Below are 22,947 nucleotides of genomic sequence, written 5' to 3'. Positions count from 1 at the left end.
CGACGTGGAGTGCCGCGGTTCGGCGCCGACAGGCCCAGATGAACGGGCGGGAGCCCCTCCTCCCGCCGTCGTTCAGCGCGGAAAGCGCTTGTCCATCCAGCCCAGGATCGCGCGGTTCACCTCGTCGGGATATTCCTGCTGCGTCCAATGGCCCGATTTCTCGACCAGCACCTTGTCCAGATCCGGCACGTAGCGTTCCATCCCCTCGGCCATCGCCGGACTCAGCACCACGTCATTTTCCGCCATCACCATCAGCGACGGCACCTCGACCTTCTCGACAAGGTCCGCCGAGGCCTGCCAGTTGCGCGTGAAATTGCGGTACCAGTTGATCCCGCCGGTGAAGCCGGTCGCGGCAAAGGTCTGCGCAAAGGCCGCAATCTCGTCGTCGCTCAGGAATTGCTGCTGGTCGGTCGCCGGGTCGTACAGCTTCAGCCCTTCGCCCAGCGCCAGCGTGCGCTGCTCGGCCGGCAGCTTCTCATATTCCTTCAGCGTCAGCATCGGCTTGCGCATGAAATAGCGCATCGACCGTTCCGGGTCGGCGCCCAGCGCGGCATCCGCCTCCCCCGGCTTCTGGAACCAGACGATGTACATGTCATCGCCATAGACGTGGCGCATCGCGGCGATCGGATCATTCTCGCCGCGCGGCAGGAACGGCGTGTTGACCCCGATCACCCCCGCGCACCGCTCCGGATAACGCAGCGCGAATTGCCACACGACCATCCCGCCCCAGTCATGGCCGCAGGGAATCGCTTTTTCGATACCCAGCGCGTCCATCAACCCGGCGATGTCGGCGGTCAGATGCTCGAGGTCATAATCCTCGACCTTCTCCGGCCGGCTGGTCAGCCCATAGCCGCGCTGGTCGGGCGCGATCGCCCAGCGCCCCGCCTTCTCGAACGCCGCCAGCTGGTGCCGCCACGAAAACGCCAGTTCGGGAAAGCCGTGGCAGAAGATGACGGGCACGCCCTCGCCCCGTGGCCCGACCTCATAATAGGCCATGCGGATGCCGTTGGTGTCGGCATATTGCACCGGCGGCATTGCCTCGGCGAGCGCGCGCGGCGCTTCCATCGCATCGTTCATCGGCGCGCTCATGCCCGCAACTCCGGCCGGACGACGACCTTGCACTGTTTTTCCGGGTCGGCCAGCGCGGCAAAGGCGGCGGCGACGTCATCCAGCCCGACCTCGTCAGTGATCGCCGGCAGCACGTCGATCTTGCCATCCGCGATATTGACCAGCGTCGCGGCGAATTCGCCCGCGGTGTAGCCAAGCACGAAGCGGAAATCGATCTGCTTGTTGATGCACAGGAACGGCTCGATCTTGTCGGTCTCCATGCACACGCCGACCACGATCACCTGCGTGCCCACCGGCACCGATTCGATGATGTTCTGCAGCACGCCGGGCACGCCGACGCATTCGAACACGATCGCCTTCTTGCCGGCCTGACCGCTCATCATCGCGGCCATCCGCTCGGACGAGGTGCGCGGCACGCCCAGCTCGCTCCACTTGGTATGCGGCGATTCCTTTGCCGGATCGACGATGATGTCGGCGCCCATCTTCTCCGCCACGGCGCGCCGCGCGGGCGAGAAATCGGCCGCCACCACCGGGCCCAGCCCGCGCGATTTCAGCGCCGCGATCACCGCCAGGCCCACCGGCCCGCACCCGATGACGAGGTTCACCGTGTCCGGCCCCGCCGCCGACATAGCGACGGCGTGTTCGCCCACCGCGAACGGCTCGGTCATCGCGGCCTGCACGTCGCTGAGCCCGTTGGGCACCTCGATCAGCATCGCCTCGCTCAGCACCATCTGCTCGCTGTAGCCGCCGGGATAATTGTTCGAATAACCGATCGCCTCATAGCCCTGCGGCTTCATCGCGATCGGCATAGAAACGACGCGAGTCCCCGCCTTCAGCGTCTTCGCCGATCCCGGGCCATGATCGAGGATCTCGGCGGAGAATTCATGGCCGAAGATCATGTCCTTCGACGGGTCGGTACGCGATTTCTCGCCCGTCCGCTCGCCCAGTTCCAGCATGTTCTCGAACGAATGGACGGCGTGAAGGTCGGAACCGCAGATGCCGCAGGCCAGCGTCTTGACCAGCACCTCGCCCTGACCGGGCGTCGGATCGGGTACCTCGTCACACACCAATTGCTTGTTGCGTCTCACCACTGCGCGCATCGCGAGCCACCCTCTCCTGTCGTCCGGCCTGTTCCGGCGGATCATGCGTCGCATGGTGGCGCGCGCCCTCGTCCGGCGCAACCCTTATAATCATAACATGTTCGTATTTATTGCACGTGATCGGTATTTGGCGTATCCGGCCGTCAATCATGGTCGGAGGGACGAATGGTCGGCAACAGCGTGCCCGGCAGGCTGCAGGAACAGGTTATTGTGGTCGGCGCGGGGATTGCGGGGCTGTGCACTGCGCTGCGGCTGGGCGGCGGCACGCGCCGGCTGCTGCTGCTGGAACGTGACGACGCCCCGCCGGAGGGTGGCCCTGATGTGGCGTTCGACCAGTGGCAGCGCCGCGGCGTCGGCCAGCTGCGGCAGAGCCACGCCTTCCTCGCCCGGCTGCGCAACATCATCCGCGACGAACATCCCCAGCTGCTCGCCGATCTCTACGCCGCCGGGTGCCGCGACATCGCCTTCCCGGACATGCTGCCGCCCACACTGCGCGCGCGCTACGTGCCCGCGCCGGGGGATGAGGATCTGACCATCATCACCAGCCGGCGCACGACGATCGAACTCGTCATCCGCCGCTATGTGGAGCAGCTTCCCGGCGTCACGATCCGCAGCGGGGTGAAGGTGCGCGAGCTTATCCAGGATCGCGACGGCTCGGGCCTGATCCACGTCACCGGGGTAATCGCCGATACCGTCAACGGGCGCGAGGAAATCCGCGCCGACGTGGTGGTCGACGCTGGCGGCAAGGCGGCCAATCTGATCGAGCAGTTGATCAAGGCCGGCGCACCGATCGGCGAAGCGGCGGAGACCGCCGGCGTGCTCTATTTCACCCGCCACTACCGCCTCCACGACGGGCAGGAGGAGCCGCCGCGCGGCGAGATCGCCGCCTCGGGGGACCTTGGCTATCTGAAGTTCGGCGTCTTTCCGGCCGACAACCATCGTTTCTCGATCACGCTGTGCGTGCCGGAGATCGAACACGGCCTGCGCCGCGCGGTGATGGACGGCGACATGTTCCAGCGCATCTGCATGGCGATGCCGGGCATGGCGCCCTGGGTCGATCCGGCAAAATCGGAACCGGTCGGCAAGGTCATCGGCATGGGCGACCTCCACAGCCGGTGGCGCAGCCTCGTCACGGACGGGCGACCGGCCGTGCTCGGCTATTTCGCGATTGGCGACGCCTTGGTACGCACCAACCCGCTCTATGGCCGCGGCTGTTCGCTCGCTGCGGTCAGCGCGGGCGTGCTGCGCCGCGCGCTCGATTCGGGCAGCGATCCGGCCGCGCGCCTGCTGGTCTATGACGGCGGCATCCGCGCAGAGGTGAAGCCCTATTACGACCTGATGCTGAAACAGGATCGCTCCGCCATCCGCCGCGCGCGCGCGACGCTGACGCCCGGCCACCGCCCGCGCGTCAAGGCGCGCCTCGCCAAGAGCTTCGTCGACGACGGCATCACCATCGCGGCGCGATCCGACATCAATCTGATGCGCGCGATGATGCGCGGCTTCCACATGCTCGAACATCCCGAGGCATGGCTGAAACGGCCCGCCAACCTCAGCAAGGTCCTGAGCTATTGGGCGCGCGGGCGACGGCGCAATGCCGCGGCCTATGCGCCCATCCCCGGCCCGGACCGCCCCGAACTGATGGCGCGGCTGGGGCTCGATCCACAGGCGGACATGCTCGCCGCCTGACCGCAGCACGGGCGCGCGGCGTGCCCGCGCGCCCCACGCCTCACCCGGCGGTGGCGCCGATCGGGATCGGCGTCGCGGCAGCAACCTCGGCGTCGATCGTCGCAAACAATTTGCCCGCCGCCATCTCGTCGCGCGTCCGCTCCGGCTCCAGCGTCGCCATATGGTCCAGCCGCACCAGCTCGCGCGGCACGTACCAGTGCAATGTGTCGCTGTGATACGCCTCCCACACCGTCTCGGCGACCTCGCGTGGCGGAATGGCGCGGAACACGCCGGCCTTGGGCGCGCTCGCCGCCGCGCCTTCCGGCAGGATCGGCGTATCGATCAGCGCCGGCAACACGTCGGCGACGCGCACGCCATAGGGCTTCAGCTCGATCGCCAGCGCCTCGGTCAGCCCCTTCACCGCATGCTTCGTCGCCGAATAGACCGCGATCATCGGCATGCCATAGGTCGCCGACGAGGAGGATGTGGTGAAGCACAGCGACCCCGGCGTCGCCTTCAGCAGCGGGATCGCCAGATGGATGCCGGTCAGCACGCCAATGAAATTGACCTGTACCACCGCCAGCACATCGTCCCACGGCTGGTCGGCGAACGGCCCGCCCCGCCCGATCCCGGCATTGTTGTAGAGCAGGTCGAGCTTGCCGTCGGTGCACGCCGCAAAGGCGTCGAGCGCCGCGCGATACGCCTCGCGATCAGTGACGTCGAGCCGCTGGACAAGGCAATTGTCCGCGCCCAGCTCATCCCTCAGCCGCGCCAGCCCGGCCTCGTTGACGTCCACCCCGCCGACGAACCAGCCTTCGCCGGCGAACAGCCGCGCGGTCTCCAGCCCCATGCCCGATGCCGCGCCGGTGATGAAGATCGCCTTGCGCCCATTGGCGCGCGCGCCGCCGTCCACGCCGCTCATTCCGCCGCCTCCGATTTCTTGTCGAGGCCCATCGCGGCCAGGATTTCGGGGCGGATATTCTCCGTCCCTTTCTTCTGGATATGGTCGGCCAGCCGCGCGCCGACCGCCGCCTGCGCCTCGCCGATGAAGCGCGGGCGGTTCGCCGCCGCCCATTCGATCGACGCCTCGCGATTGGCGTTCACCCCGTTCACCGCCGGCATGACGTAGCGCGCGATCAGCTCATAGGATTTCTTCTTATTGTCCCATTCGGCCCAATTGTGGTCCATCATCAGGAACGCGCCGAACCCGCCCGATTGCTCGCGCAGCCGCTCGATCTGCTTCACCGCATCCTCGGGCGTGCCGATCACCGCCATGCCCGAATTGACCAAGGCGTCGACCGGGTCGCTGCCATCCGCCGGGGCGAGCGGCAGCGCCGCCACCTCACGGAAATAGTACAGCCATTTGTCGAGGCCGAAGCGGACCTGCGCACGCGCCTCCTCGCGCGTCGCGGCGACATGCATCGGCCCGACCAGCCGCCACTGACTACGGTCGACGCGCGTGCCGCTATCGGCCGCCTGCTGCTCGGCGATCGCCCAGTTGGACGCCAGCGCATTGAACCCGCCGCTTTGCGTGGCGCCGATCGACAGCAGCCCCAGGCCGTGCCGCCCCGCCGCCGTCGCGCCCGATGGCGACACCTGGCTCGCCACGCTGATCTCCACTGACGGGCGGCTGTACGGCAGCATCTGCAACCGCGCCTCGTTCAGCTCGAACCAGTCGGTCTTCTTCGTCACCTGCTCACCGCGCAGCAGCGGGACGAGCACGTCGATCGCCTCGTCCATCCGGTCGCGCTGCTTGGCGACGGGAATGCCCATCATGAACGCGTCCGATGGCAGCGCGCCCGGTCCGACGCCGAACATCACGCGCCCGCGGGTGATATGGTCCAGCTGGTTGATCCGGTCCGCCAGCATCAACGGGTGGTGGTACGGCAGCGACGACACGCCGGTCCCCAGCCGGATGTGCCGCGTCCGCTCCGCCACGGTGGCGATGAACAATTCGGGGCTGGCGATCAGTTCGTAGCCGGCCGAATGATGCTCGCCGAGCCACGCCTCGTCATAGCCCAGTTTGTCCATGTGGACGACGAGATCCAGGTCGCGCTCCAGCGCCAGCGTCGGGTTCTCGTTCAACGGGTGGAAGGGCGCAATGAACGCCCCGAAGCGAATCCTCTCTCCCGCCATCTCTTCTCTCCTCCTGCCCTGTTTGGCGGCGATGCTACGCCGCACCACCGGCGGAGGCCATATGGATTCTGCAACATGTTATGATAATTTGCCCCGGCGCGGCGTTGCGGCTAAGGGACGGGGTGCCTAGGGTCCATGCCATGCAGAGGAATTACGGATGAGCCGCCGCGAGGAGGCGAAGGCTGAGCGTCGCCACCGCATCATCGCGGCCGCCCGCGATCTGATCAAGGAAACCGGCGACACCGGGCTGTCGATGCGCGCCATCGCGGCGCGCGCCGGCGTATCGCTCACCACGCCCTACAATCTGTTCGGCTCGAAACGCGCGATCGTCATCGCCTTGCTGGAGGATGTGCGCGAATTCCACGAACGCTTCTCGCAATTGCGCAGCGTCGGCCCGGTCGACCGCATCTTCCAGGCAGTGTCGATCACCATCGCCTATCTCGCCGACGACCCCGATTTCTACCGCACCCTGTGGACCGAGGCGCTGCGCTTCGACAGCAAGGAATTGCGCGGTGAGCTTCAGTCGCCGCAGCGCTACGGTTTCTGGTTCTCGCTCCTGGGGGAGGCGCGCAACGAAGGCGCGCTGCTGCCGGGGCTGGAGCTTGATCCGCTGCTCCACGCGCTCGACGGCGTCTATGTCGCCGCGATGCTCGCCTGGGTGCTCGGCGCGATCGACGTGCAGGAGATTGAGGCGCATGTCAGCTACGGCTATGCGCTGGTGCTGCGCGGCGCGGCGACGCCCGAATATAGCGCCGCGATCGAGGAAAAGCTGATGGGCTATCAGCGCGACCTGATGACGCTGCGCCCGGCCGTCGTCGCCGCCTAGGGCCATTCGGGCGCCGCCCCGGCACGCGGCCGGGGCGGCGCCCTTCTGCATTACGCCTTGATCGCGGCCAGTGCCTGGTCGAAATCGGCGATCAGGTCATCGGCATCCTCGACGCCGATCGAGATGCGCACCAGATTGTCGGTAATGCCCAGCGCCGCCTTGCGATCATCGGCGACCGACAGGTGAGTCATCCCCGCCGGGTGGCTCGCCAGCGTCTCGGTGCCGCCGAGGCTCACCGCCAGCTTGGCGATCTTCAGCGCGTCGAGGAACGCGAACGCCTCCGGCTCGCCGCCCTTCAGGTACAGCGAGAAGGTCGAACCCGCGCCGCTGCAATGGCGGCGATAGATGTCGGCCTGCCTTTTGTTCTCGCCCCGCTCCAGGAAGCCGAGGTAGCCGACTTTCTCCACCTTGGGATGCGCGGCCAGGAATTCGCACACCTTGGCGGCATTCTCGCCCGCCCGGCTCATGCGCAGTTCCAGCGTCTCGAGGCTGCGCAGCAGCATCCACGCCGTATTCGGGTCGCAGATCGTGCCGATCGTGTTGCGCATCAGCCGGATGGTGTTGATGTGCTCCTTCGATCCCAGCACGCCGCCCGCCACCAGGTCCGAATGGCCGCCGGCATATTTGGTCAGCGAATAGACGACGATGTCCGCGCCCTGCTGCAGCGGCTTGGCCCACAGCGGCCCCAGGAACGTGTTGTCGATCGCGATCGGCGGCTTGTTCTCGCCGGTGAAGATCGCGTCACGGCTCGCCGCGACCGCTTCCACGTCGACCAGCGCGTTGGTCGGGTTGGCCGGGCTTTCGAGATAGATCAGCGCGACATTGCCGGTCGCAGCCTCGGTCAGCACCGCGTCGATCTCCTCGCGCGTCGCACCGGCCGGGAAGTCGAGCCACTTCACGCCGAACTTGCCCAGGATTCGCGCGATCAGCGTCTCGGTCGCCGCATAAAGCGGGCCGGAATGGACGATCGTGTCGCCCGGCTTGGTCATCGACAGGAACAGCGTGGCGATGGCCGACATGCCGCTGGAAAAGGTCAGCGCATCCTCGGCATCTTCCCACACGCTCAGCCGGTCTTCCAGGATCTCCTGGTTCGGCCCGTTGAAGCGCGAATAGACAAGGCCCTCGGCCCCGCCCGGGCGCTTGCCGGTCACGCCCTCGAAATGGCGCTTGCCGGCAGCGGCATTGGGGAAGACGAAGGTGGAGGTGAGGAAGATCGGCGGCTTCAGCGCGCCTTCGGACAGCGCCGGATCATAGCCGTGGCCCATCATCAGCGTCGCCGGCTTCAGCTTGCGCCCGCCGATCTCCTCGACCGCCGCCTTGGGTGAGACGCGCGGGGCGACGCCGGTCAGGTCGGCTTCGGTTTCCTTGGTCATTCAGTAACTCCGGTCGGTGGCAGGTTGATCGCCACCTTGCCGGCAGTCTTACGGCCGGTGGCCTCATCCCGCCATCATTTGGCGACGTAAGGGGTGAAGGCGCCGATGACGCAGCTGCCGGTCGGGAAACGCGCCGTGCGATCGACCGTTTCCGCAATGTCACCGCGGCACAGCCGGGGGCCGAACTGGCGCGTGACCAGCATGTCGCCGCGCGCCACGCCCTCGCACCCGCCGTTGGTATTGCTGACATAGATGCGGTTGCGCCCTTCGCGATAGACCAGCTTGTCGCCGATCGCGCGCAGCGAGATGGTGCGGAAACGCGTGTCGATGCAATCGACCTGCGGCTGCGGGGTCAGCCGCGCGAGGTCGCGTTCCAGCTGCATCCGGTCGCGCTCCTGTGGGCCGGGCCGGTCGGTGCCCGCGCCGCTCGCACAGCCAGTGGCGGCAACGGCGGCGGCCCCGGCCATCGCGGCAAGCGCAAAGGTTGTCAGCACCCTGGCCATCATCATCCCTCCATGCTCGCGCGCAGGTTTGTCCTGTCGCGCCACCAACGTTTCTACCCGCGAAAACTATCCTTCGCCGCTCGTAGTTCACCCAGTCGGGCGGCGCTGTCGGCGCGCAGGAAGGGATTGGTCGCCAGCTCCTCGCCGATGGTGGTCGGGATCGTCGCCTCGCCCGCGGCACGCGCCGCATCCACGCGGCCCATCCGGTGCCGGATCGCCTCATTGTCGGGCTCGGCGACCAGCGCATAGCGGCCGTTCGACTGGGTATATTCATGCCCGCAATAGACGCGCGTTGCCGGCGGCAGCGTGGCGTAGCGCTGCATGTTGCCGAACATGTCGTCCGGGGTGCCCTCGAACAACCGGCCGCAGCCCATCGCGAACAATGTGTCGCCAGTGAAGATCGCAGCGTCATCGGCAAAGTGGAAGGCGACATGTCCCTGCGTATGCCCGGGCACCCGCATCACCGCCGCGCGATGCGCGCCCAGCGTCACCACATCGCCTTCGCCCACGCCATGGTCGATCTGCCCGATCTTCTCGCGCTCCGCCTCCGGCCCGGTGATCCGCGCACCGGTCGCCGCGACGATCGCACCATTGCCGCCGACATGATCGGGGTGCCAATGCGTGTTCCAGATGTCGGTGATCGTCCACCCGCGCGCCGCCGCCGCATCCAGCACCGGCTGCGCCTCGCCCGGATCGATCACCATCGTCGCGCCCGATGCGGGGTCGTGGACCAGCCAGCTGTAATTGTCGCTCAGCACCGGCACGCGCACGATTTCCAGCGCCCCCGTCGCTGCTTCAGCCGGCACCCTCTCCTGTGACAATGGCATCATAGCCCCTTTCATTGAATTCGATCAGGCAGAAACCGTGGCCGAACGGATCGGCAAAGCCCGCGATCCGGCCATAGGGTGCCGCACGCACCCCCGTCTCGTCCACCGCCTCCGCCGCGATGGCGGCCGCGCGCGCCGTGTCGAGGTCATCCACCGCAATGTCGAAATGCACCGGCGTCCAGTGCCGGCGATAATCGCGGCGCGCCGGCGAGGCATCGCTCGCCACGCTGCCGTCCGCCTGTTCCAGCAGATAGAGCGGCGCTTCCAGCCCCAGCAGCTCGACCGCGCCTGCCCCGATCCGCCGCCCGACCCGCAGGCCGAGCGCGCGGCAGTAAAAGGCCTCCGCTCGCGCGAGATCGGGAACGTCGAGGTTCACGATCAGTCGCGCGGGCGCGGGCATCACCAGGTCCCGGTATTCGGCATCGACGCCCAGGGTTCCTGCGGCGGCTTCGGCCCGTTCAGCTGAAGCAGCTCGATCGAAATGCCGTCGGGCGTCTTCACGAACGCCATATAGCCGTCCCTCGGGGGGCGGTGGACGGTATAGCCGGCGTCGAGCACCGCCTGGCACGTCGCGTAGATATCGTCGCAATCATAAGCGAGGTGCCCGAAATTGCGCCCGCCGGTATATTCCTCCGGCGCGCTGCCATCCTCGGGCGGCCAGTTATAGGTCAGCTCCACCTCGGCATGGGCGCGCTCGCCCGGCCCGCGCATGTCGTCCGGCGTGGCGAGGAAGATCAGCGTGAACCGCCCTGCCTCGCTCTCGGTACGGCGCACTTCCTTCAGGCCCAGCACCTCAAAGAATTTGATCGTCTCTTCCGGGTTGGTGACCCGGATCATGGTGTGCAGATAGCGCATCAATCCTCCATGCTCATTTCTGTTCGCCGCCTTTCTGTTCGTCAGCGCCGAACTGTGCCAGCGCGCGCGCCGCCGATTGTCCCGCGGGCCGATCGGGCGCCAGCCGCACCGCTTCCCCCCACGCCGCCTTGGCGCCGGCCTCGTCGCCCGCCGCGGCGGCGATATTGCCCGCTTCCAACTGCACCTGCGCGTCATCGGCCGATCGGCGCAGCGCCTGCGCGATATCGGCGCGCGCCCGGCCCAGGTCGCCGTCACGCCGCGCCAGCGTCGCCGACAGGAGCCAGGCGAGCGGATCGTCCGCCGCATCCTTCACCGCCATGTCGAGGTCAGCGCGCGCCGCCTTGCTGTCGCCGATCGCCACCAAGGCACGGGCGCGGTCGAGCGCCGCCTCGCCGCGCTCCATGCCGGTCAGCGTGCCCGCCGCCAGCGCCGCGTCGAGCGCGGATCGCGCCTTCGCCGCATCCTGCCCGGCGAGCCAGGCATTGCCGGCCTGCGCCCAGTAACGCGCCGCCGCCTCGTCCTGCGCCAGTTCCGCCGCCCGCGCCGCTTCCTCGAACGCGGCGGCCGCCGCCGGAAAACGGTTCTGCCCGGCGAGCGCCAGGCCCAGGCAGCCGCGCCCGGCCGCGCTGCGATCAAGCGACGCTCGCCGCTCCGCCGCAACCGGATCCTGCGCAGCCAGCGCAACGCAGCTGGTCACCGAGGGAGCGGCAACCGATGGCGCAGCAACGGGAGGCGCCGCCGCCGAAGGGGTCGCGGCCTGAAGCGCGGCAAGAAGCAGGATCATGGCAGCAGGCCCCCGACGAATCGGGTCAGCAGCGCAATGTCCGCCTCGCGCGACAGGCGATGATCGCCGTCCTTCACCAAAATCAACTGCACGTCGTCGGACCGGATCAGCTCGGCCAGCCGCACCGATTGCGCCCAGGGCACGTCGGGGTCACGCTGGCCATGGATCAGCCGCACCGGGCAATCGATCGCGATCGGCCCGTGCATCAGCCGGCTCGCCTCGCCCGCCTGCCAGAAACGGCGGGTATAGACGGTCGGCGCCGGGCCATAGGGGTTGGCCCGCTCCAGCTTGTTATATTGCAGGATGTAGAGCTTTTCGGGCTGGCTGAATCCCCAGTCGGTGAAATCGGGCGCGGCGGCGATACCGACCATGCCGACCACGCGATCGGGCCGTGCCAGCGCCGCCAGCAGCATGATCCACCCGCCCATCGACGATCCCACCAGCACCACCGGGCCCTCGACGGCATGGTCGATCATCGCCAGCGCATCGTCGCGCCAGTCGGTCAGCGACTGATCCTCGAACTTGCCCTCGCTCTCGCCGCAGCCGGCATAGTCGAACCGCAGGAACGCCCGGCCGTTCTCGCGCGCCCAGGCCTCCAGCGCCAGCGCCTTGGTGCCGCTCATGTCGCTGGCATAGCCGGGCAGGAACACGATCGTCGGGCCGTCGCCCTCGGTCAGGTGATAGGCGAGGCGGGGGCGCTGGGCTTCGGTCATCGCGCGCGATGTAGGGGCGATCGCCCGATTGCGAAAGGCGACAGCATCGCGATGCGACGCCGCGCCGCCGCGATCAGATCACATATTCGACCGTCTTCAACTGCGTTTCCGCATCGCGCTTCGCGGTGCGCTTGGCGACCATCTCGGCATGCAGCTCGGCGATCGTGCGGCTGCCGGTGGTCTTGAACGCGAACGGCAGCACGCCGTGGATCACTGCGCCCACGCCGCCCGCCAGCATCCGCATCCCGAACCGCGTCGCGACGCCGAAATGCTCGGCATAGCTTTCCCCGACGGACTCGGGGTGATCCAGGAACAGGCGGCGGAACAGGGTGGGATTGGTCGTGCGCATCATGAGACCTTATCACGCCTGTCGATCTGCGTCAGCATCTCCGCGGCCAGCAGCGGCAGCGTATCGTCACGCGCGCCCATCACCACGATCCGGTCGCCCGGCCGGGCATTGGCCACCAGATGCGCCGCCGCCGCCGCCCGCTCGGCGATATGGCGCGCATTGCCGCCGCTGATCGTTATGTCATTGGCGATATCGGCGCTGGTCACCTCGCGGCTCACCGTCCCGCCCTGATAGACCGGGTCGGGCAGCACCAGCAGGTCATCGACGCCCAGCCCGTCGAGGAACGTCTGCACCAGTTCGCGCCGCATCGTCTTCAACGGACCATAGCCATGCGGCTGGAACAGGACGAGCAGCCGGCCCGGAAAGGCGTGAAGCGTGGCAAGCGTGGCGGCGATCTTGTCAGGGTTGTGCCCGAAATCATCGATCACCGTGACCCCGTCAGCGGTGCCGATGACGTCGAACCGGCGCTTCAAACCGGTGTAGGCCGAAATTCCCCGGAGAGCGGCCGGCAGCGTGACGCCCGCGGCCAAAGCTGCCCCGGTAGCGGCCAGCGCATTGGCGACATTATGCCGCCCCGGAACACCCAGGCGGACGCTTTCACCGTTCAGCGTGAAGGACACCGCGAACGGCTCCTCCACCACATCGCGCGCCACCAGATCCGCCTCGCCGCCCAGCGAGAATGTCGTCACCCGCTCCCGCGGCACCCGCATCGCCAGCGCCGCGGCATCGGGATTGTCGGCATTGACGATCGCGTGGCCCGCCTTGGCAATGAAGTCGCCGAACAGATTGTTCAATTCTTCCAGTGACTTGTGGTCAAGGCTGACGTTGTTCAGCACCGCGATCCGCGGCGTGTAGAGCGCGATCGACCCGTCGCTCTCATCCACCTCGCTGACGTACGGCGCCCCCTCGCCCACCAAGGCGCTGGCGAACGGCCGGTCGGCGCCGGCGAAATCCTTCATCACCGCGCCGTTCATCACCGTCGGATCCATCCCCGCATCGTGCAGGATCCGCGCGATCATCCCGGTAACCGTCGATTTTCCGCTCGTCCCCGCCACCCCGATCGGCAGCCGGCTGGCGTTGAACAGCGCCGCGTTGAGCTCGGCACGGCTCATCCGCGGGCAGCCCAGCCGCGTCGCCGCGACAATGTCCGCGACCGTATCCTCAACCGCGGCGGAGGCGACGACGATCTGCTCGGTCGAGGTAATCCCGCTGCCGTCCTGCGGGAACAGCGCGACGCCCTTCGCCTCAAGGTCGGCGAACTTGGCCGGCACCCGCCCCTGGTCGAGGCCCCGGTCCGATCCCGCAACGCTCGCGCCGCGCCCGGCGAGGATCATCGCCAGCGGCATCATCCCCGATCCGCCGACACCGACGAAGAAGAAGCGTTTTCCTGCGATGTTGCCGTCCTGCATGGCCGCGGGCTATCGCCGCCGCGGGGCTTGGGCAAGGCGAAGGCGACGAGGCACATGACATTGCGGCCGATACGAAGGGTGCAGGCGTGAGGATCGGCATCGTCGCGCCCGCGAACAGCGCCAGCCCCGACATGGTCGCCCCGCTCACCGCTTATGCCGCGCTCGCCTATCCGGAGGTGGAGCTCGTCTTCCATCCGCAATGCTGGGAAAGCGACGGTCATTTCGCCGGCCCGGACGCGCGCCGCGCCGCCGCCTTCCTCGAATTCGCCAATGATCCCGGTTTCGCCGCGATCTGGTTCGCGCGCGGCGGCTATGGCTCCAACCGAATCCTCGACGCCGTCATGCCGCAGCTCAACGACGCGGCACGGCGCAAGAAATATGTCGGCTATTCGGACATGGGCTTCATGCTCGCCGCGCTTTACGCCCGCCGCATCGGCCAGGTCGCGCACGGGCCGATGCCGGTCGACGTGCTGCGCAGTTCGGGCGGCGGCGACGCCACGGTCGCCCGCTCGCTCGGCTGGATCGCGCGCGGCGAACGGCAGGGGCTGGAGCCGGGCCTCGGCCGCCGCCCCGCTGCCGCCTTCAACCTCGCCATCCTCGGCGCACTGATCGGCACGCCCTGGCTACCCGATCTCACCGACCACGAATTGCTGATCGAGGAAGTGGCGGAGCCGCTCTACAATGTCGACCGGCTGCTGTTCACCATGGCCAACGCGACGCAGCTGCGTGGCATCGCCGGTGTGCGCCTCGGCGCCGTCACCGCGATCAAGGACAATAATCCGCGCTGGGGCGAGACGCTGGACACGATGATCCGCCGCTGGTGCCGCGACATGGGCGTGCCGTTCCTCGGCCCGGCGGAGGTCGGCCATACCCAGACCAACCGCGTCGTGCCGTTCGGCCTCGCCTGAGCCGTTACCCGCCGGTCAGTCGGCCGGTGCCGTGGCGAGCGCGTCGGCCAGCCACGGCGGGATGATCGCATCGCCCAGCGACTCGACCCGGCGATGCTCCACCATCAGCCCCAGTGCGGGATAGGTCGCTCGCGTCCGGTCCCCCGCTTCGGTCAGCGGCGCGACGACCAGCCGGCGATTGACCTTGGAGCGGTAGTTCATCCGCGCGGTATTCTCCTGCCCGACATAACATCCCTTGCCGAAAGTGACGCCGTTCAGCTCGCGCGCATTGCATTCCAGCCACAATGTCTCGCCGCTGCCCAGCTCGCCGACCCCCTCGGTCACGCCCAGCGACAGGCGGTGGGCCAGCCAGCCCTCCGCCGCCTCGCCGGGCGCGGCGATCCACCGCTGCCCCAGCGCGGCGAGCCGCGGGTCGGGCACGCCCTCGCTGCCGTCCACGGCCCAATGCACCGCCAGCGAATCGTCGCGCGCGATCGCGATCTTGCGCCGCAGCCGATACAGCGTCAGCCGCTTGGCCAGCGCGTCGGCCTGCTCCCCCTCGCAATCGAGCAGCAGGTCCTCGCCATCGGCCCACACCAGGAAATCGAACAATGCCTTGCCTTGCGGGGTCAGCAGCGCCGTCCACACCGGCAGCGGCCCCGTGACATCATTGGTCACCAGCCCCTGCAGGAATCCGCGAACATCCTCCCCGCTGAGGCGTAGGACGGCGCGATCGGTGAGCATGGTGGCGTTGGTCATGCCGACAAGCTAGGGCGTTCCGGCCCTATTCCAAGCTCCCGGATTGTCCGATGACCGACCGCCTCACCATCCGCCGCCCCGACGACTGGCACGTTCACCTGCGCGACGGCGCGATGCTTCAGCTGGTCGCGCCCTACACCGCGCGGCAGTTCGCCCGCGCGATCATCATGCCCAATCTGACCCCGCCGGTGACCACCGCCGACGCCGCGCGCGCCTATCGCGACCGGATCATGGCCGCGCTGCCCGCGGGAACCGATTTCACGCCGCTGATGACCTGCTACCTCACCGACGGCGCCGATCCCGACGCGATCGCCGCCGCGCATGCCGAGGGCGTGTTCACCGCCTGCAAGCTCTATCCCGCGCACGCCACGACCAATTCCGCGCATGGCGTGACCGACATTTTCGCGCTCGCGCCGGTGCTGGAACGGATGCAGGCGATCGGCATGCCGCTGCTGATCCATGGCGAGGTCACCGACAAGGACATCGACATCTTCGATCGTGAGGCGGTGTTCATCGATCGCACGCTGCGCCGGCTGGTCGACGATTTTCCCGCGCTCAAGATCGTGATGGAACATATCACCACGCGAGAGGCGGCGGACTATGTCGCGAAGGCGCCCGATACCGTCGCCGCGACGATCACCCCGCAACATTTGCTGATCAACCGCAACGCGATCTTCGACGGCGGCATCCGCCCGCACGCTTATTGCCTGCCCGTGGCGAAGCGCGAGCAGCATCGTCTCGCCGTGCGCAAGGCGGCGGTGTCGGGATCGGCCAAGTTCTTCCTGGGGACGGACAGCGCGCCGCACGTCGTCGCGGCGAAGGAAACCTCCTGCGGCTGCGCCGGCATCTTCAACGCGCCCTATGCGCTGGAAAGCTACATCCGCGTGTTCGACGAGGAAGGCGCGCTCGACCGGTTCGAGGCGTTCGTCAGCGAGAACGGCGCGCGCTTCTACGGTCTGCCGCTGAACGAGGGCACGATCACGCTGGAGCGTGTCGACCAGACGGTGCCCGACCGGATCGGCAACGACACCGAGTCGGTCGTGCCGTTCCACGCCGGCGAGACTTTGGGCTGGCGGGTCGTCGCCGGCTGATCGCCGGCGGCGGGAAAAGGCTCAGGCCTTTTCCAGCGTGCATTGCAGCGGGTGCTGGTTGGCGCGGGCGAAATCCATCACCTGCCCGACCTTCGTCTCCGCCACTTCATAGCTGAAGGTACCGCACACGCCGACGCCCTTTTGGTGGACGTGCAGCATGACGCGCGTTGCCTCCTCCGCATTCATGCGGAAGAACCGCTGCAGGCACAGAACGACGAATTCCATCGGGGTATAATCGTCGTTCAGCATCAGCACGCGGTACGGCGTCGGCTCCTTGATCTTGGCGCGCGTGCGGGTGGCCACGCCCACGCCGGTGCCTTCGCCGTCATTGTCTCGACGTTCTGCCATGGTCAGGATGCTGGTCATTGTTTCCGCCGAAATATGGCAAGCCTTGGATCAAGGGCAAGGGCCGAACATGCCCGCACCCGCGCCGCACGCCCCTCACGCAAAGGCCGGTGCCTGCCGCAACTGCTGATAGGCCGCGATGACCTTCTGTAGCATTGCTTCATGGCTGCGGTCACCGCCGTTTCGGTCGGGGTGATAACGGCGCACCAATTCGCTGTAGCGCTTGCGCAGCGCCATGCGGTCCGCATCGGGGGCCAGCCCCAGCACCTTCAGGCTCGCGCGGTCCTGCCCCGACAATGGCTTGCCGTCGCTCCGCTCGGGCGCCCGTTCGCGGCGATAGCGCGCACCGATCGCGTCCAGCGGGTCGGAAAAATCGGCCCAGCGCGGCCCCTGGTCGCCGCCACCGGCACGGGCGAAGGCGCGAGTCTCGCGTTCCCACCCCGCCATCGGCCGCTGCGCATGGTGGATTTCCTCCGCGCTCATCCCGTCGAAATAATTGTAGCTCGAATTGAACGCGCGGACATGGTCGAGGCAGAACCAGCGGAACCGCGGCGGGCCATCGCGCGCTGGCCCGTCCAGCGGCGGCGCGCGAAATTCCCCGGCCGCATCGCAGCCCGGCGCCTCGCACGGCCGGTCCCCTTCGATCCTTCCATGAAACCGTGCGTTCGGCCGATCCTTCGCCAAAATCAGAACATCCCCAGCAAAACGGACTATATAGGCGGCATGACCCAGCCTGCCACCGGCCCGATCCAGCACGCAATCGCCGCTCGTCTGACCGACGCGCTCAGCCCGACGCACCTCGACGTGATCAACGAAAGCGCGCAGCATCGCGGCCATGCCGGCGACGACGGCTCGGGCGAATCGCACTTCCGCGTGGTGGTGGAAAGCCCCGCTTTCGCCGGCCTCACCCGCGTCGCGCGGCAGCGGCTGGTGAACCAGGCGCTGGCCGATCTGCTGCGCGATCACGTCCACGCACTGGCGATGAAGACGGTCGCCCCCGGGGAGCCACGATGACCTATCGCCTCTGGTACTGGCCCGGCCTGCAGGGCCGCGGCGAATTCGTCCGCCTGCCGCTGGAGGCGGCCGGGATCGCCTATGAGGATTGCGCCCGCACCCGTTCGGTCGATGCGCTGGTGGAAAATATGGCCGCCGGCGATCGCGCGCCCTTCGCCCCGCCCTATCTGGAGCATGACGGCGTCCGCATCGCGCAGGTCGCCAACATCCTGCTCTATCTTGGTCAGCAGCACGATCTCGCGCCCGCCGCCCCCGCCGACCGCCACTGGATCCTGCAACTGCAGCTGACCATCGCCGACATCGTCGCGGAGGTGCACAACATCCACCATCCGGTGGAGCTCGGCGCCTATTACGAGGATCAGAAGCCCGAGGCCGCGCGCGCCGCCCAGCAATTCCGTACCGAGCGGCTGCCCAAGTTCCTCGACCATTTCGAACAGGCGGCCGGGGCCAATCCGGGCGTCTGGCTGATCGACGATCGCTGGAGCTATGCCGACACCTCGCTGTTCCAGCTGGTCGAGGGCCTGCGCTACATGTTCCCGCGGCGCATGGCGGCGCTGGAGCGCGACTATCCCGGCGTCGTCGCCATCCGCGATGCGGTGGCCGCGCTGCCCGGTATCGCCGCCTATCTCGCGAGCGATCGTCGCGCGCCGTTCAACACCACCGGCATCTTCCGCCATTATCCCGAGCTCGACGGTGACTGAGGCGGCGACCGCCCGCATCGGCCGCGCGCTTCGCCCCGCCGCGCGCATCCTGCTGGTCGACCGCGAATCTCGCGTGCTGCTGTTCCGCTTCACGCCCGATGATCGCGCGCCCTTCTGGTGCACGCCCGGCGGCGCCTGCGATCCGGGCGAAAGCTACCCCGATGCCGCGCGCCGCGAATTGTTCGAGGAAACCGGCATCCGCGCCGATCCCGGCCCGGAAGTGGCGCAACGCTGGGTCGATTTCCTCACCATCGAACGGGTCGAGGTCACCGCCGACGAACGCTGGTTCCGCATCAACGTCGATGCGGACGCGGTCGACACCTCCGGCCACACCGATCTCGAACGCCGCGTGATGACGCAGTGGCGCTGGTTCCGCCGTGACGAGATCGCCGGCTGGCCCGAGACCATCTTCCCCGACGACCTTCTCCTTATGCTGGAAGCGACCGATGACGCGTGATGACCTGATCGAGCTGACCCTGCTGCCCGCCACCCACGATATCGGCGGGTTCAAGGTCCACCGCACCCTGCCGCATCGCGAGCGGACGATGGTGGGGCCGTTCCTGTTCTTCGACCAGATGGGCCCGGCGCACCTGCCGCCCGGCGAGGGGATGGACGTGCGCCCGCATCCGCACATCAATCTCGCCACCGTCACCTATCTGTTCGACGGCGCGATCGGCCACCGCGATTCACTCGGCACGCAGACGGTGATCCGCCCCGGCGCGGTCAATCTGATGACCGCCGGGCGTGGCATCGTCCATTCGGAACGCTCGCCGGAGGAGGCGCGGCGCGACGGCCCGGCGCTGTCGGGCATCCAGACCTGGCTCGCGCTGCCCGACGGACAGGAGGAAATCGATCCGGCCTTTGAGCATGTCCCCGCCGCCGACCTGCCCGTGATCGAGGGCGACGGCGTCACCGCCCGCGTCATCATGGGCGACCTGTGGGGCAAGCGTGCGCCGACCACCACCTATGCCGGCACGATCTACGCCGACATCGCGCTCGCCCCCGGCGCCAGCGTGCCCATCGACGCCGCCGCCGACGAACGCGCCATCTATCTGGTCGAGGGAGAAGCCACGCTGGAGGGTGTGGCCCTCGAACCGCAGCGGCTCTACGTCCTTCGCCCCGGCATCGCCGCCACGTTGCGCAGCACCAGCGGCGCGCGCGCGATGCTGGCGGGCGGCGACGCCTTCGCCACCCCGCGCCATGTGTGGTGGAATTTCGTCAGCTCCTCGCGCGAACGCATCCAGGAGGCGAAGCGCGCATGGATGGCACGCGAATTCCCCGTCGTCCCGGGCGACGAGATCGAATGGATCCCGATCCCCGGCCAGCCCAAGACCGTCAGCTACCCCTGACGGCGCACGTCGCTGGCCGCGGGCGCGGTCACGCCCCGGCCAGGCGGCGCGTGGCCTCGTTCGCCCAATATCCCTCCCCGCCCTCGACGAAATCGCCGCCTTCAGGCGTCTCGGCGGGGTCGGTCGGCGCGACCCACGCACCATGCGCATGGGTCTGCGCGACTCGCACCGGCGTCGCCGCGCCCGGCCATGCCTGCACCCACACTTCCTGCACCGCGCTTTGCTTGTTGGGCTCCATCCGTACCCAGGCGAGCGGCCGCTCCTCATCCGCTGCCTGCGCTGCCGCCAGCATCGCGCCCCGGATCCGCGCCTGCCGCTCCGGCCCCAGATATTGCCACACCACCGAATGCATCAGCACGCGGGTCACGCCGCGCGGTTGCGGCTCGGCCAGCCGCTCCTCGATCCACGCCGCCGCGTCGCCAGCGTCCAGCCGCGGCGGATCGGCGGCGAACATCGCGAACGCCGCCTCCAGCCGCGCGGCACGCTCGGGCACATCGACCCAGCTATAGGCGATCAGTCGCTGCGCCGCCGCCGGATCACGCACGTCGATCGGGTTGATATCGACCCCCCGCACTGACGCGAAGCGCATCGCTTCGGGCGCCGGTGCCGCCCCGCGCCACTCGGGCCGGATCGTGACCGGCGACGCATCCGGCCCGACGATCGTCCCGCCCAGGTCGAAACGATAGCGGTCGATCAGCAGGTTCAGCCCGGCGCTCGATCCGATCTCCAGCAGCTCGATCGGCTGGCCGAACCGCCGCACGACCTGAAGCAATCCCGTCATCAGCGCCGCCGATCGCCCCGGCTCGTTGGTCTGCGGCGGCCCGTCCAGCCACGGCAGCAGCGCCGCGTCATGCGCCACCAGCACCTGCGCGAGGATCGCCGCCACCTCCCCCTCGTCCACCACCTCGCCGCGAAACACCCGCGTCAGCCCCGCGTCGGCACCGGCACGGTGCAGCGCATGCAATCCGCCCACCAGCCGCAGCGGCAGCGCGTCGACGGTCGGCTCGCCCGGCCAGTCCAGCACGCGGCGTCCGGCCGCGCTGTCGCGGGTGATCGCGGTGGCCAGTGCCCGGCACACGCGCGCCGTGATCGGCGCATCCATCGCCGTGCAATAATGGTGCTGGATCAGGAACGCGCCGCGGTTCGTCGCTTCGTCAGCCACCCGATTTCCCCTTTGCACAGGATATTGCACGTGGCCGCGATGTTGCGCCCGCGCGGCGCGCTGGTAAAGCCGCGCGCATGGCCGAACCGCTCGTCATTGCCGTCCCCAAGGGGCGTATCCTCACCGAGGTGCAGCCGCTGCTCGCCAGCGCCGGCGTCGTGCCGGAGGCCGCCTTCTTCGATGAGGACAGCCGCGCCCTGCGTTTCGCGACCCAGGATCCTGGCATCGCGCTCATCCGCGTGCGTGCCTTCGACGTGGCCACCTTCGTGGCGCATGGCGCGGCGCAGCTCGGCATCGTCGGCTCCGACGTGCTGGGCGAATTCGCTTACCCTGAGCTTTATGCCCCGGTCGATCTGGGCATCGGCTATTGCCGTCTCTCGGTGGCCGAGCCGGCAGAACTGGCCGCACGCGATGATCCGCGCGGCTGGAGCCATGTGCGCGTCGCCACCAAATATCCGCACCTGACGGCGGAGCATTTCGCCCGTCGCGGCGTGCAGGCCGAGTGCATCAAGCTGAACGGCGCGATGGAACTTGCCCCGATGCTCGGCCTCGCGCCGCGCATCGTCGACCTCGTCTCCTCGGGCCGCACCCTGAAGGAAAATGGCCTGGTCGAAGTGGAAACGATCGTCGAGGTATCCTCACGCCTGATCGTCAACCGGGCGGCGATGAAGATGCGCGCCGGCCGCGTCGTCCCGCTGGTCGAGGCGTTCCGCCGCGCCGTGGCCGAGGCGAAGGCGGCATGATTCGCCTGTCCACCCGCGACGCGTCCTTCACGCGCGATTTCGCCGCTCTGGTCGATGCCCGCCGCGAATCGGACGCCGATGTCACGCGCGACGTGTCCAACATCCTGCGCAGCGTGCGTGAGGAGGGCGATGCGGCGCTGCGTGCCTTCACGCAAAAGCTCGACGGCCATGATCTCGATGACGGCGGCTGGTCGATCCCGCTCGCCGATTGCGCCGCCGCGTTCGACGCGCTCGATCCGGTGCTGCGCGACGCGCTCGAACTCGCCGCCGCGCGCATCCGCGCCTATCACGAGAAACAGCGCCCGGCCGGCAGCGACTTCACCGATGAGGCTGGCGTCCGACTCGGCGCGCGCTGGCGCCCCGTCGATGCCGCCGGCATCTACGTCCCCGGCGGGCGTGCGGCCTATCCCTCGACGCTGCTGATGAACGCCATTCCCGCCAAGGTTGCAGGCGTGGAGCGGCTCGTCGTCGTCACCCCAACGCCAAAGGGCGCGATCAACCCGCTGGTCCTTGCCGCGGCGCATCTCGCCGGCGCTGACGAGGTGTGGCGGATCGGCGGCGCGCAGGCGGTTGCCGCACTCGCCTGGGGCACCGACCGGATCGCCCGCGTCGATGTCGTCACCGGCCCGGGCAACGCCTGGGTCGCGGAGGCGAAGCGGCAGGTCTATGGCGTGGTCGGCATCGACATGGTCGCCGGCCCTAGCGAGATCGTCGTCGTCGCCGACGGCGCCAATGATCCGGACTGGATCGCCGCCGACCTGCTCAGCCAGGCCGAACATGACGTGACCACCCAGTCGATCCTGTTCACCGATTCGGCCGAATTTGCCGATTCGGTCGTCGCGGCGGTGGAGCGCCAGCTGCTCGAGCTGCCGACGCGCGACACCGCGCGGATCGCGTGGGAGGCGAATGGCGCGATCGTGCTGGTCGACACGCTCGAACAGGCGATGCCGCTGGTCGATGCGCTCGCGCCCGAGCATGTCGAGATTGCGGTCGATGATCCGCAGCCGCTGTTCGACATGATGCGCCACGCCGGCTCGGCCTTCCTCGGGCGCTATACGCCGGAGGCGATCGGCGATTATGTCGCGGGTCCGAACCACGTCCTCCCCACTGGCCGGCGCGCGCGCTTTGCCAGCGGGCTTGGGGTCACGGACTTCATGAAGCGCACCAGCTTCCTTCAGCTCGACCCGGCGTCGCTGGCGAAGCTCGGCCCCGCGACGGTCGCGCTGGCGGAGGCGGAGGGGCTGCCGGCGCACGCCCAGTCGGTCGCCCGCCGGCTCTGACCGCGCCG

Annotated in this window: 27 protein-coding genes; 10 read left to right on the top strand and 17 right to left on the bottom strand. The window is 68.4% G+C overall.

Going from position 1 to position 22,947, the window contains the following annotated elements; all coding sequences use genetic code 11:
* Positions 1 to 72 precede the first annotated feature (72 nt).
* The gene (locus CA236_RS12830; protein ID WP_241212645.1) at positions 73 to 1,089 is read right to left on the bottom strand and encodes an alpha/beta hydrolase; all 1,017 of its coding nucleotides are present in this window, start codon (positions 1,087 to 1,089) and stop codon (positions 73 to 75) included.
* A complete protein-coding gene (locus CA236_RS12825) occupies positions 1,086 to 2,156 on the bottom strand; it encodes a zinc-binding dehydrogenase (RefSeq protein WP_241212644.1) in 1,071 nt (356 codons plus the stop codon). Before CA236_RS12825 ends, CA236_RS12830 begins: the two co-directional genes overlap by 4 nt.
* Positions 2,157 to 2,333: 177 nt before the next feature.
* Between CA236_RS12825 and CA236_RS12820 the strand changes: the two genes are divergently transcribed.
* Positions 2,334 to 3,854: a hypothetical protein gene (locus CA236_RS12820; RefSeq protein WP_206430562.1), complete on the top strand. Its 1,521-nt coding sequence runs from the start codon at positions 2,334 to 2,336 to the stop codon at positions 3,852 to 3,854.
* Between the two features lie 40 nt (positions 3,855 to 3,894).
* Here the strand turns inward: CA236_RS12820 and CA236_RS12815 are convergent, their stop codons facing one another.
* Together CA236_RS12815 and CA236_RS12810 are read right to left on the bottom strand one after the other, a co-directional pair.
* Entirely contained in the window at positions 3,895 to 4,755 is an 861-nt protein-coding gene (locus CA236_RS12815; protein ID WP_125945894.1) for an SDR family oxidoreductase, read from the bottom strand.
* A complete protein-coding gene (locus CA236_RS12810) occupies positions 4,752 to 5,969 on the bottom strand; it encodes an LLM class flavin-dependent oxidoreductase (RefSeq protein ID WP_125945893.1) in 1,218 nt (405 codons plus the stop codon). Before CA236_RS12810 ends, CA236_RS12815 begins: the two co-directional genes overlap by 4 nt.
* 157 nt (positions 5,970 to 6,126) lie before the next feature.
* On the opposite strand from CA236_RS12810, the gene CA236_RS12805 reads away from it, so the two are divergent.
* Positions 6,127 to 6,795 (top strand): TetR/AcrR family transcriptional regulator, encoded by a 669-nt coding sequence (locus CA236_RS12805; protein ID WP_125945892.1) that lies wholly within the window; start codon positions 6,127 to 6,129, stop codon positions 6,793 to 6,795.
* A 50-nt stretch (positions 6,796 to 6,845) separates the two neighbouring features.
* Here CA236_RS12805 and CA236_RS12800 read toward each other — a convergent pair whose 3' ends face one another.
* The 9 genes from CA236_RS12800 to CA236_RS12760 all read right to left on the bottom strand — a co-directional run bounded on the left by CA236_RS12800 (position 6,846) and on the right by CA236_RS12760 (position 13,608).
* On the bottom strand, positions 6,846 to 8,168 hold the full coding sequence (locus tag CA236_RS12800) for a cystathionine gamma-synthase family protein (protein WP_125945891.1): 1,323 nt from the start codon (positions 8,166 to 8,168) through the stop codon (positions 6,846 to 6,848).
* A 74-nt stretch (positions 8,169 to 8,242) separates the two neighbouring features.
* Positions 8,243 to 8,671 carry a hypothetical protein gene (locus CA236_RS12795; RefSeq protein WP_125945890.1) on the bottom strand — a complete coding sequence of 143 codons (429 nt, stop codon included), beginning with the start codon at positions 8,669 to 8,671 and terminating at the stop codon, positions 8,243 to 8,245.
* A gap of 53 nt (positions 8,672 to 8,724) precedes the next feature.
* Positions 8,725 to 9,477 carry a hydroxyacylglutathione hydrolase gene (gene gloB, locus CA236_RS12790; RefSeq protein WP_241212643.1) on the bottom strand — a complete coding sequence of 251 codons (753 nt, stop codon included), beginning with the start codon at positions 9,475 to 9,477 and terminating at the stop codon, positions 8,725 to 8,727.
* Positions 9,467 to 9,898 (bottom strand): VOC family protein, encoded by a 432-nt coding sequence (locus CA236_RS12785; RefSeq protein ID WP_125945889.1) that lies wholly within the window; start codon positions 9,896 to 9,898, stop codon positions 9,467 to 9,469. The genes gloB and CA236_RS12785 overlap by 11 nt, the downstream gene beginning before the upstream one ends.
* On the bottom strand, positions 9,898 to 10,356 hold the full coding sequence (locus CA236_RS12780; RefSeq protein WP_046409743.1) for a VOC family protein: 459 nt from the start codon (positions 10,354 to 10,356) through the stop codon (positions 9,898 to 9,900). Before CA236_RS12780 ends, CA236_RS12785 begins: the two co-directional genes overlap by 1 nt.
* Positions 10,357 to 10,366: 10 nt before the next feature.
* Positions 10,367 to 11,137: a hypothetical protein gene (locus tag CA236_RS12775; protein WP_125945888.1), complete on the bottom strand. Its 771-nt coding sequence runs from the start codon at positions 11,135 to 11,137 to the stop codon at positions 10,367 to 10,369.
* Entirely contained in the window at positions 11,134 to 11,850 is a 717-nt protein-coding gene (locus CA236_RS12770; protein ID WP_125945887.1) for an alpha/beta hydrolase, read from the bottom strand. The genes CA236_RS12775 and CA236_RS12770 overlap by 4 nt, the downstream gene beginning before the upstream one ends.
* Positions 11,851 to 11,923: 73 nt before the next feature.
* A complete protein-coding gene (locus CA236_RS12765) occupies positions 11,924 to 12,202 on the bottom strand; it encodes a DUF6356 family protein (protein WP_241212642.1) in 279 nt (92 codons plus the stop codon).
* Complete coding sequence (locus tag CA236_RS12760) at positions 12,199 to 13,608, bottom strand: Mur ligase family protein (RefSeq protein ID WP_125945886.1); 1,410 nt, start codon at positions 13,606 to 13,608, stop codon at positions 12,199 to 12,201. The genes CA236_RS12765 and CA236_RS12760 overlap by 4 nt, the downstream gene beginning before the upstream one ends.
* A gap of 86 nt (positions 13,609 to 13,694) precedes the next feature.
* Between CA236_RS12760 and CA236_RS12755 the strand changes: the two genes are divergently transcribed.
* Positions 13,695 to 14,516, top strand: coding sequence for an LD-carboxypeptidase (locus CA236_RS12755; protein ID WP_046409735.1), 822 nt, complete (start codon positions 13,695 to 13,697; stop codon positions 14,514 to 14,516).
* 15 nt (positions 14,517 to 14,531) lie between these two features.
* On the opposite strand, the gene CA236_RS12750 is transcribed toward CA236_RS12755, so the two are convergent.
* A complete protein-coding gene (locus CA236_RS12750; RefSeq protein WP_125945885.1) occupies positions 14,532 to 15,254 on the bottom strand; it encodes a folate-binding protein YgfZ in 723 nt (240 codons plus the stop codon).
* A 50-nt stretch (positions 15,255 to 15,304) separates the two neighbouring features.
* Here CA236_RS12750 and pyrC point away from each other — a divergent pair, with 50 nt between their 5' ends.
* A complete protein-coding gene (gene pyrC / locus CA236_RS12745) occupies positions 15,305 to 16,345 on the top strand; it encodes a dihydroorotase (RefSeq protein WP_125945884.1) in 1,041 nt (346 codons plus the stop codon).
* 21 nt (positions 16,346 to 16,366) lie between these two features.
* Here the strand turns inward: pyrC and clpS are convergent, their stop codons facing one another.
* Together clpS and CA236_RS12735 are read right to left on the bottom strand one after the other, a co-directional pair.
* Complete coding sequence (gene clpS / locus CA236_RS12740) at positions 16,367 to 16,693, bottom strand: ATP-dependent Clp protease adapter ClpS (protein ID WP_046409990.1); 327 nt, start codon at positions 16,691 to 16,693, stop codon at positions 16,367 to 16,369.
* Between the two features lie 93 nt (positions 16,694 to 16,786).
* On the bottom strand, positions 16,787 to 17,335 hold the full coding sequence (locus CA236_RS12735) for a DnaJ domain-containing protein (RefSeq protein WP_186313994.1): 549 nt from the start codon (positions 17,333 to 17,335) through the stop codon (positions 16,787 to 16,789).
* A 78-nt stretch (positions 17,336 to 17,413) separates the two neighbouring features.
* Here CA236_RS12735 and CA236_RS12730 point away from each other — a divergent pair, with 78 nt between their 5' ends.
* Genes CA236_RS12730 through CA236_RS12715 form a run of 4 tightly spaced genes read left to right on the top strand, consistent with a single transcriptional unit; the run spans position 17,414 to position 19,754 of the window.
* Positions 17,414 to 17,704, top strand: a complete 291-nt coding sequence (locus tag CA236_RS12730) for a BolA family protein (RefSeq protein ID WP_046409729.1) — start codon at positions 17,414 to 17,416, stop codon at positions 17,702 to 17,704.
* Positions 17,701 to 18,405 carry a glutathione S-transferase gene (locus CA236_RS12725; RefSeq protein WP_125945883.1) on the top strand — a complete coding sequence of 235 codons (705 nt, stop codon included), beginning with the start codon at positions 17,701 to 17,703 and terminating at the stop codon, positions 18,403 to 18,405. Before CA236_RS12730 ends, CA236_RS12725 begins: the two co-directional genes overlap by 4 nt.
* The gene (locus tag CA236_RS12720; protein ID WP_231621956.1) at positions 18,398 to 18,862 is read left to right on the top strand and encodes an NUDIX domain-containing protein; all 465 of its coding nucleotides are present in this window, start codon (positions 18,398 to 18,400) and stop codon (positions 18,860 to 18,862) included. Before CA236_RS12725 ends, CA236_RS12720 begins: the two co-directional genes overlap by 8 nt.
* Complete coding sequence (locus CA236_RS12715; protein ID WP_125945881.1) at positions 18,852 to 19,754, top strand: pirin family protein; 903 nt, start codon at positions 18,852 to 18,854, stop codon at positions 19,752 to 19,754. The genes CA236_RS12720 and CA236_RS12715 overlap by 11 nt, the downstream gene beginning before the upstream one ends.
* Positions 19,755 to 19,782: 28 nt before the next feature.
* On the opposite strand, the gene CA236_RS12710 is transcribed toward CA236_RS12715, so the two are convergent.
* Positions 19,783 to 20,916, bottom strand: a complete 1,134-nt coding sequence (locus CA236_RS12710) for a DUF2332 domain-containing protein (RefSeq protein ID WP_125945880.1) — start codon at positions 20,914 to 20,916, stop codon at positions 19,783 to 19,785.
* Positions 20,917 to 20,993: 77 nt separating this feature from the next.
* On the opposite strand from CA236_RS12710, the gene hisG reads away from it, so the two are divergent.
* Together hisG and hisD are read left to right on the top strand one after the other, a co-directional pair.
* Positions 20,994 to 21,659 (top strand): ATP phosphoribosyltransferase, encoded by a 666-nt coding sequence (gene hisG, locus CA236_RS12705; RefSeq protein WP_125945879.1) that lies wholly within the window; start codon positions 20,994 to 20,996, stop codon positions 21,657 to 21,659.
* Entirely contained in the window at positions 21,656 to 22,939 is a 1,284-nt protein-coding gene (hisD, locus tag CA236_RS12700) for a histidinol dehydrogenase (RefSeq protein ID WP_125945878.1), read from the top strand. Before hisG ends, hisD begins: the two co-directional genes overlap by 4 nt.
* The last annotated feature ends 8 nt before the right edge of the window (positions 22,940 to 22,947 follow it).

Origin of the sequence: Sphingomonas sp. ABOLG (assembly GCF_003950435.1) — a bacterium.
GTDB lineage: Bacteria > Pseudomonadota > Alphaproteobacteria > Sphingomonadales > Sphingomonadaceae > Sphingomonas > Sphingomonas panaciterrae.
This window is presented reverse-complemented; position numbering and strand designations above follow the sequence as displayed.

Bases quoted from the DNA above. Each gene is read 5' to 3' on its own strand.
- CA236_RS12830 (WP_241212645.1), bottom strand. From the start codon at position 1,089: ATGAGCGCGCCGATGAACGATGCGATGGAAGCGCCGCGCGCGCTCGCC.
- CA236_RS12820 (WP_206430562.1), top strand. From the start codon at position 2,334: ATGGTCGGCAACAGCGTGCCCGGCAGGCTGCAGGAACAGGTTATTGTG.
- CA236_RS12815 (WP_125945894.1), bottom strand. From the start codon at position 4,755: ATGAGCGGCGTGGACGGCGGCGCGCGCGCCAATGGGCGCAAGGCGATC.
- CA236_RS12810 (WP_125945893.1), bottom strand. From the start codon at position 5,969: ATGGCGGGAGAGAGGATTCGCTTCGGGGCGTTCATTGCGCCCTTCCAC.
- CA236_RS12805 (WP_125945892.1), top strand. From the start codon at position 6,127: ATGAGCCGCCGCGAGGAGGCGAAGGCTGAGCGTCGCCACCGCATCATC.
- CA236_RS12800 (WP_125945891.1), bottom strand. From the start codon at position 8,168: ATGACCAAGGAAACCGAAGCCGACCTGACCGGCGTCGCCCCGCGCGTC.
- CA236_RS12795 (WP_125945890.1), bottom strand. From the start codon at position 8,671: ATGGCCAGGGTGCTGACAACCTTTGCGCTTGCCGCGATGGCCGGGGCC.
- CA236_RS12785 (WP_125945889.1), bottom strand. From the start codon at position 9,898: ATGCCCGCGCCCGCGCGACTGATCGTGAACCTCGACGTTCCCGATCTC.
- CA236_RS12775 (WP_125945888.1), bottom strand. From the start codon at position 11,137: ATGATCCTGCTTCTTGCCGCGCTTCAGGCCGCGACCCCTTCGGCGGCG.
- CA236_RS12770 (WP_125945887.1), bottom strand. From the start codon at position 11,850: ATGACCGAAGCCCAGCGCCCCCGCCTCGCCTATCACCTGACCGAGGGC.
- CA236_RS12765 (WP_241212642.1), bottom strand. From the start codon at position 12,202: ATGATGCGCACGACCAATCCCACCCTGTTCCGCCGCCTGTTCCTGGAT.
- CA236_RS12760 (WP_125945886.1), bottom strand. From the start codon at position 13,608: ATGCAGGACGGCAACATCGCAGGAAAACGCTTCTTCTTCGTCGGTGTC.
- CA236_RS12750 (WP_125945885.1), bottom strand. From the start codon at position 15,254: ATGACCAACGCCACCATGCTCACCGATCGCGCCGTCCTACGCCTCAGC.
- pyrC (WP_125945884.1), top strand. From the start codon at position 15,305: ATGACCGACCGCCTCACCATCCGCCGCCCCGACGACTGGCACGTTCAC.
- clpS (WP_046409990.1), bottom strand. From the start codon at position 16,693: ATGGCAGAACGTCGAGACAATGACGGCGAAGGCACCGGCGTGGGCGTG.
- CA236_RS12730 (WP_046409729.1), top strand. From the start codon at position 17,414: ATGACCCAGCCTGCCACCGGCCCGATCCAGCACGCAATCGCCGCTCGT.
- CA236_RS12725 (WP_125945883.1), top strand. From the start codon at position 17,701: ATGACCTATCGCCTCTGGTACTGGCCCGGCCTGCAGGGCCGCGGCGAA.
- CA236_RS12715 (WP_125945881.1), top strand. From the start codon at position 18,852: ATGACGCGTGATGACCTGATCGAGCTGACCCTGCTGCCCGCCACCCAC.
- hisG (WP_125945879.1), top strand. From the start codon at position 20,994: ATGGCCGAACCGCTCGTCATTGCCGTCCCCAAGGGGCGTATCCTCACC.
- hisD (WP_125945878.1), top strand. From the start codon at position 21,656: ATGATTCGCCTGTCCACCCGCGACGCGTCCTTCACGCGCGATTTCGCC.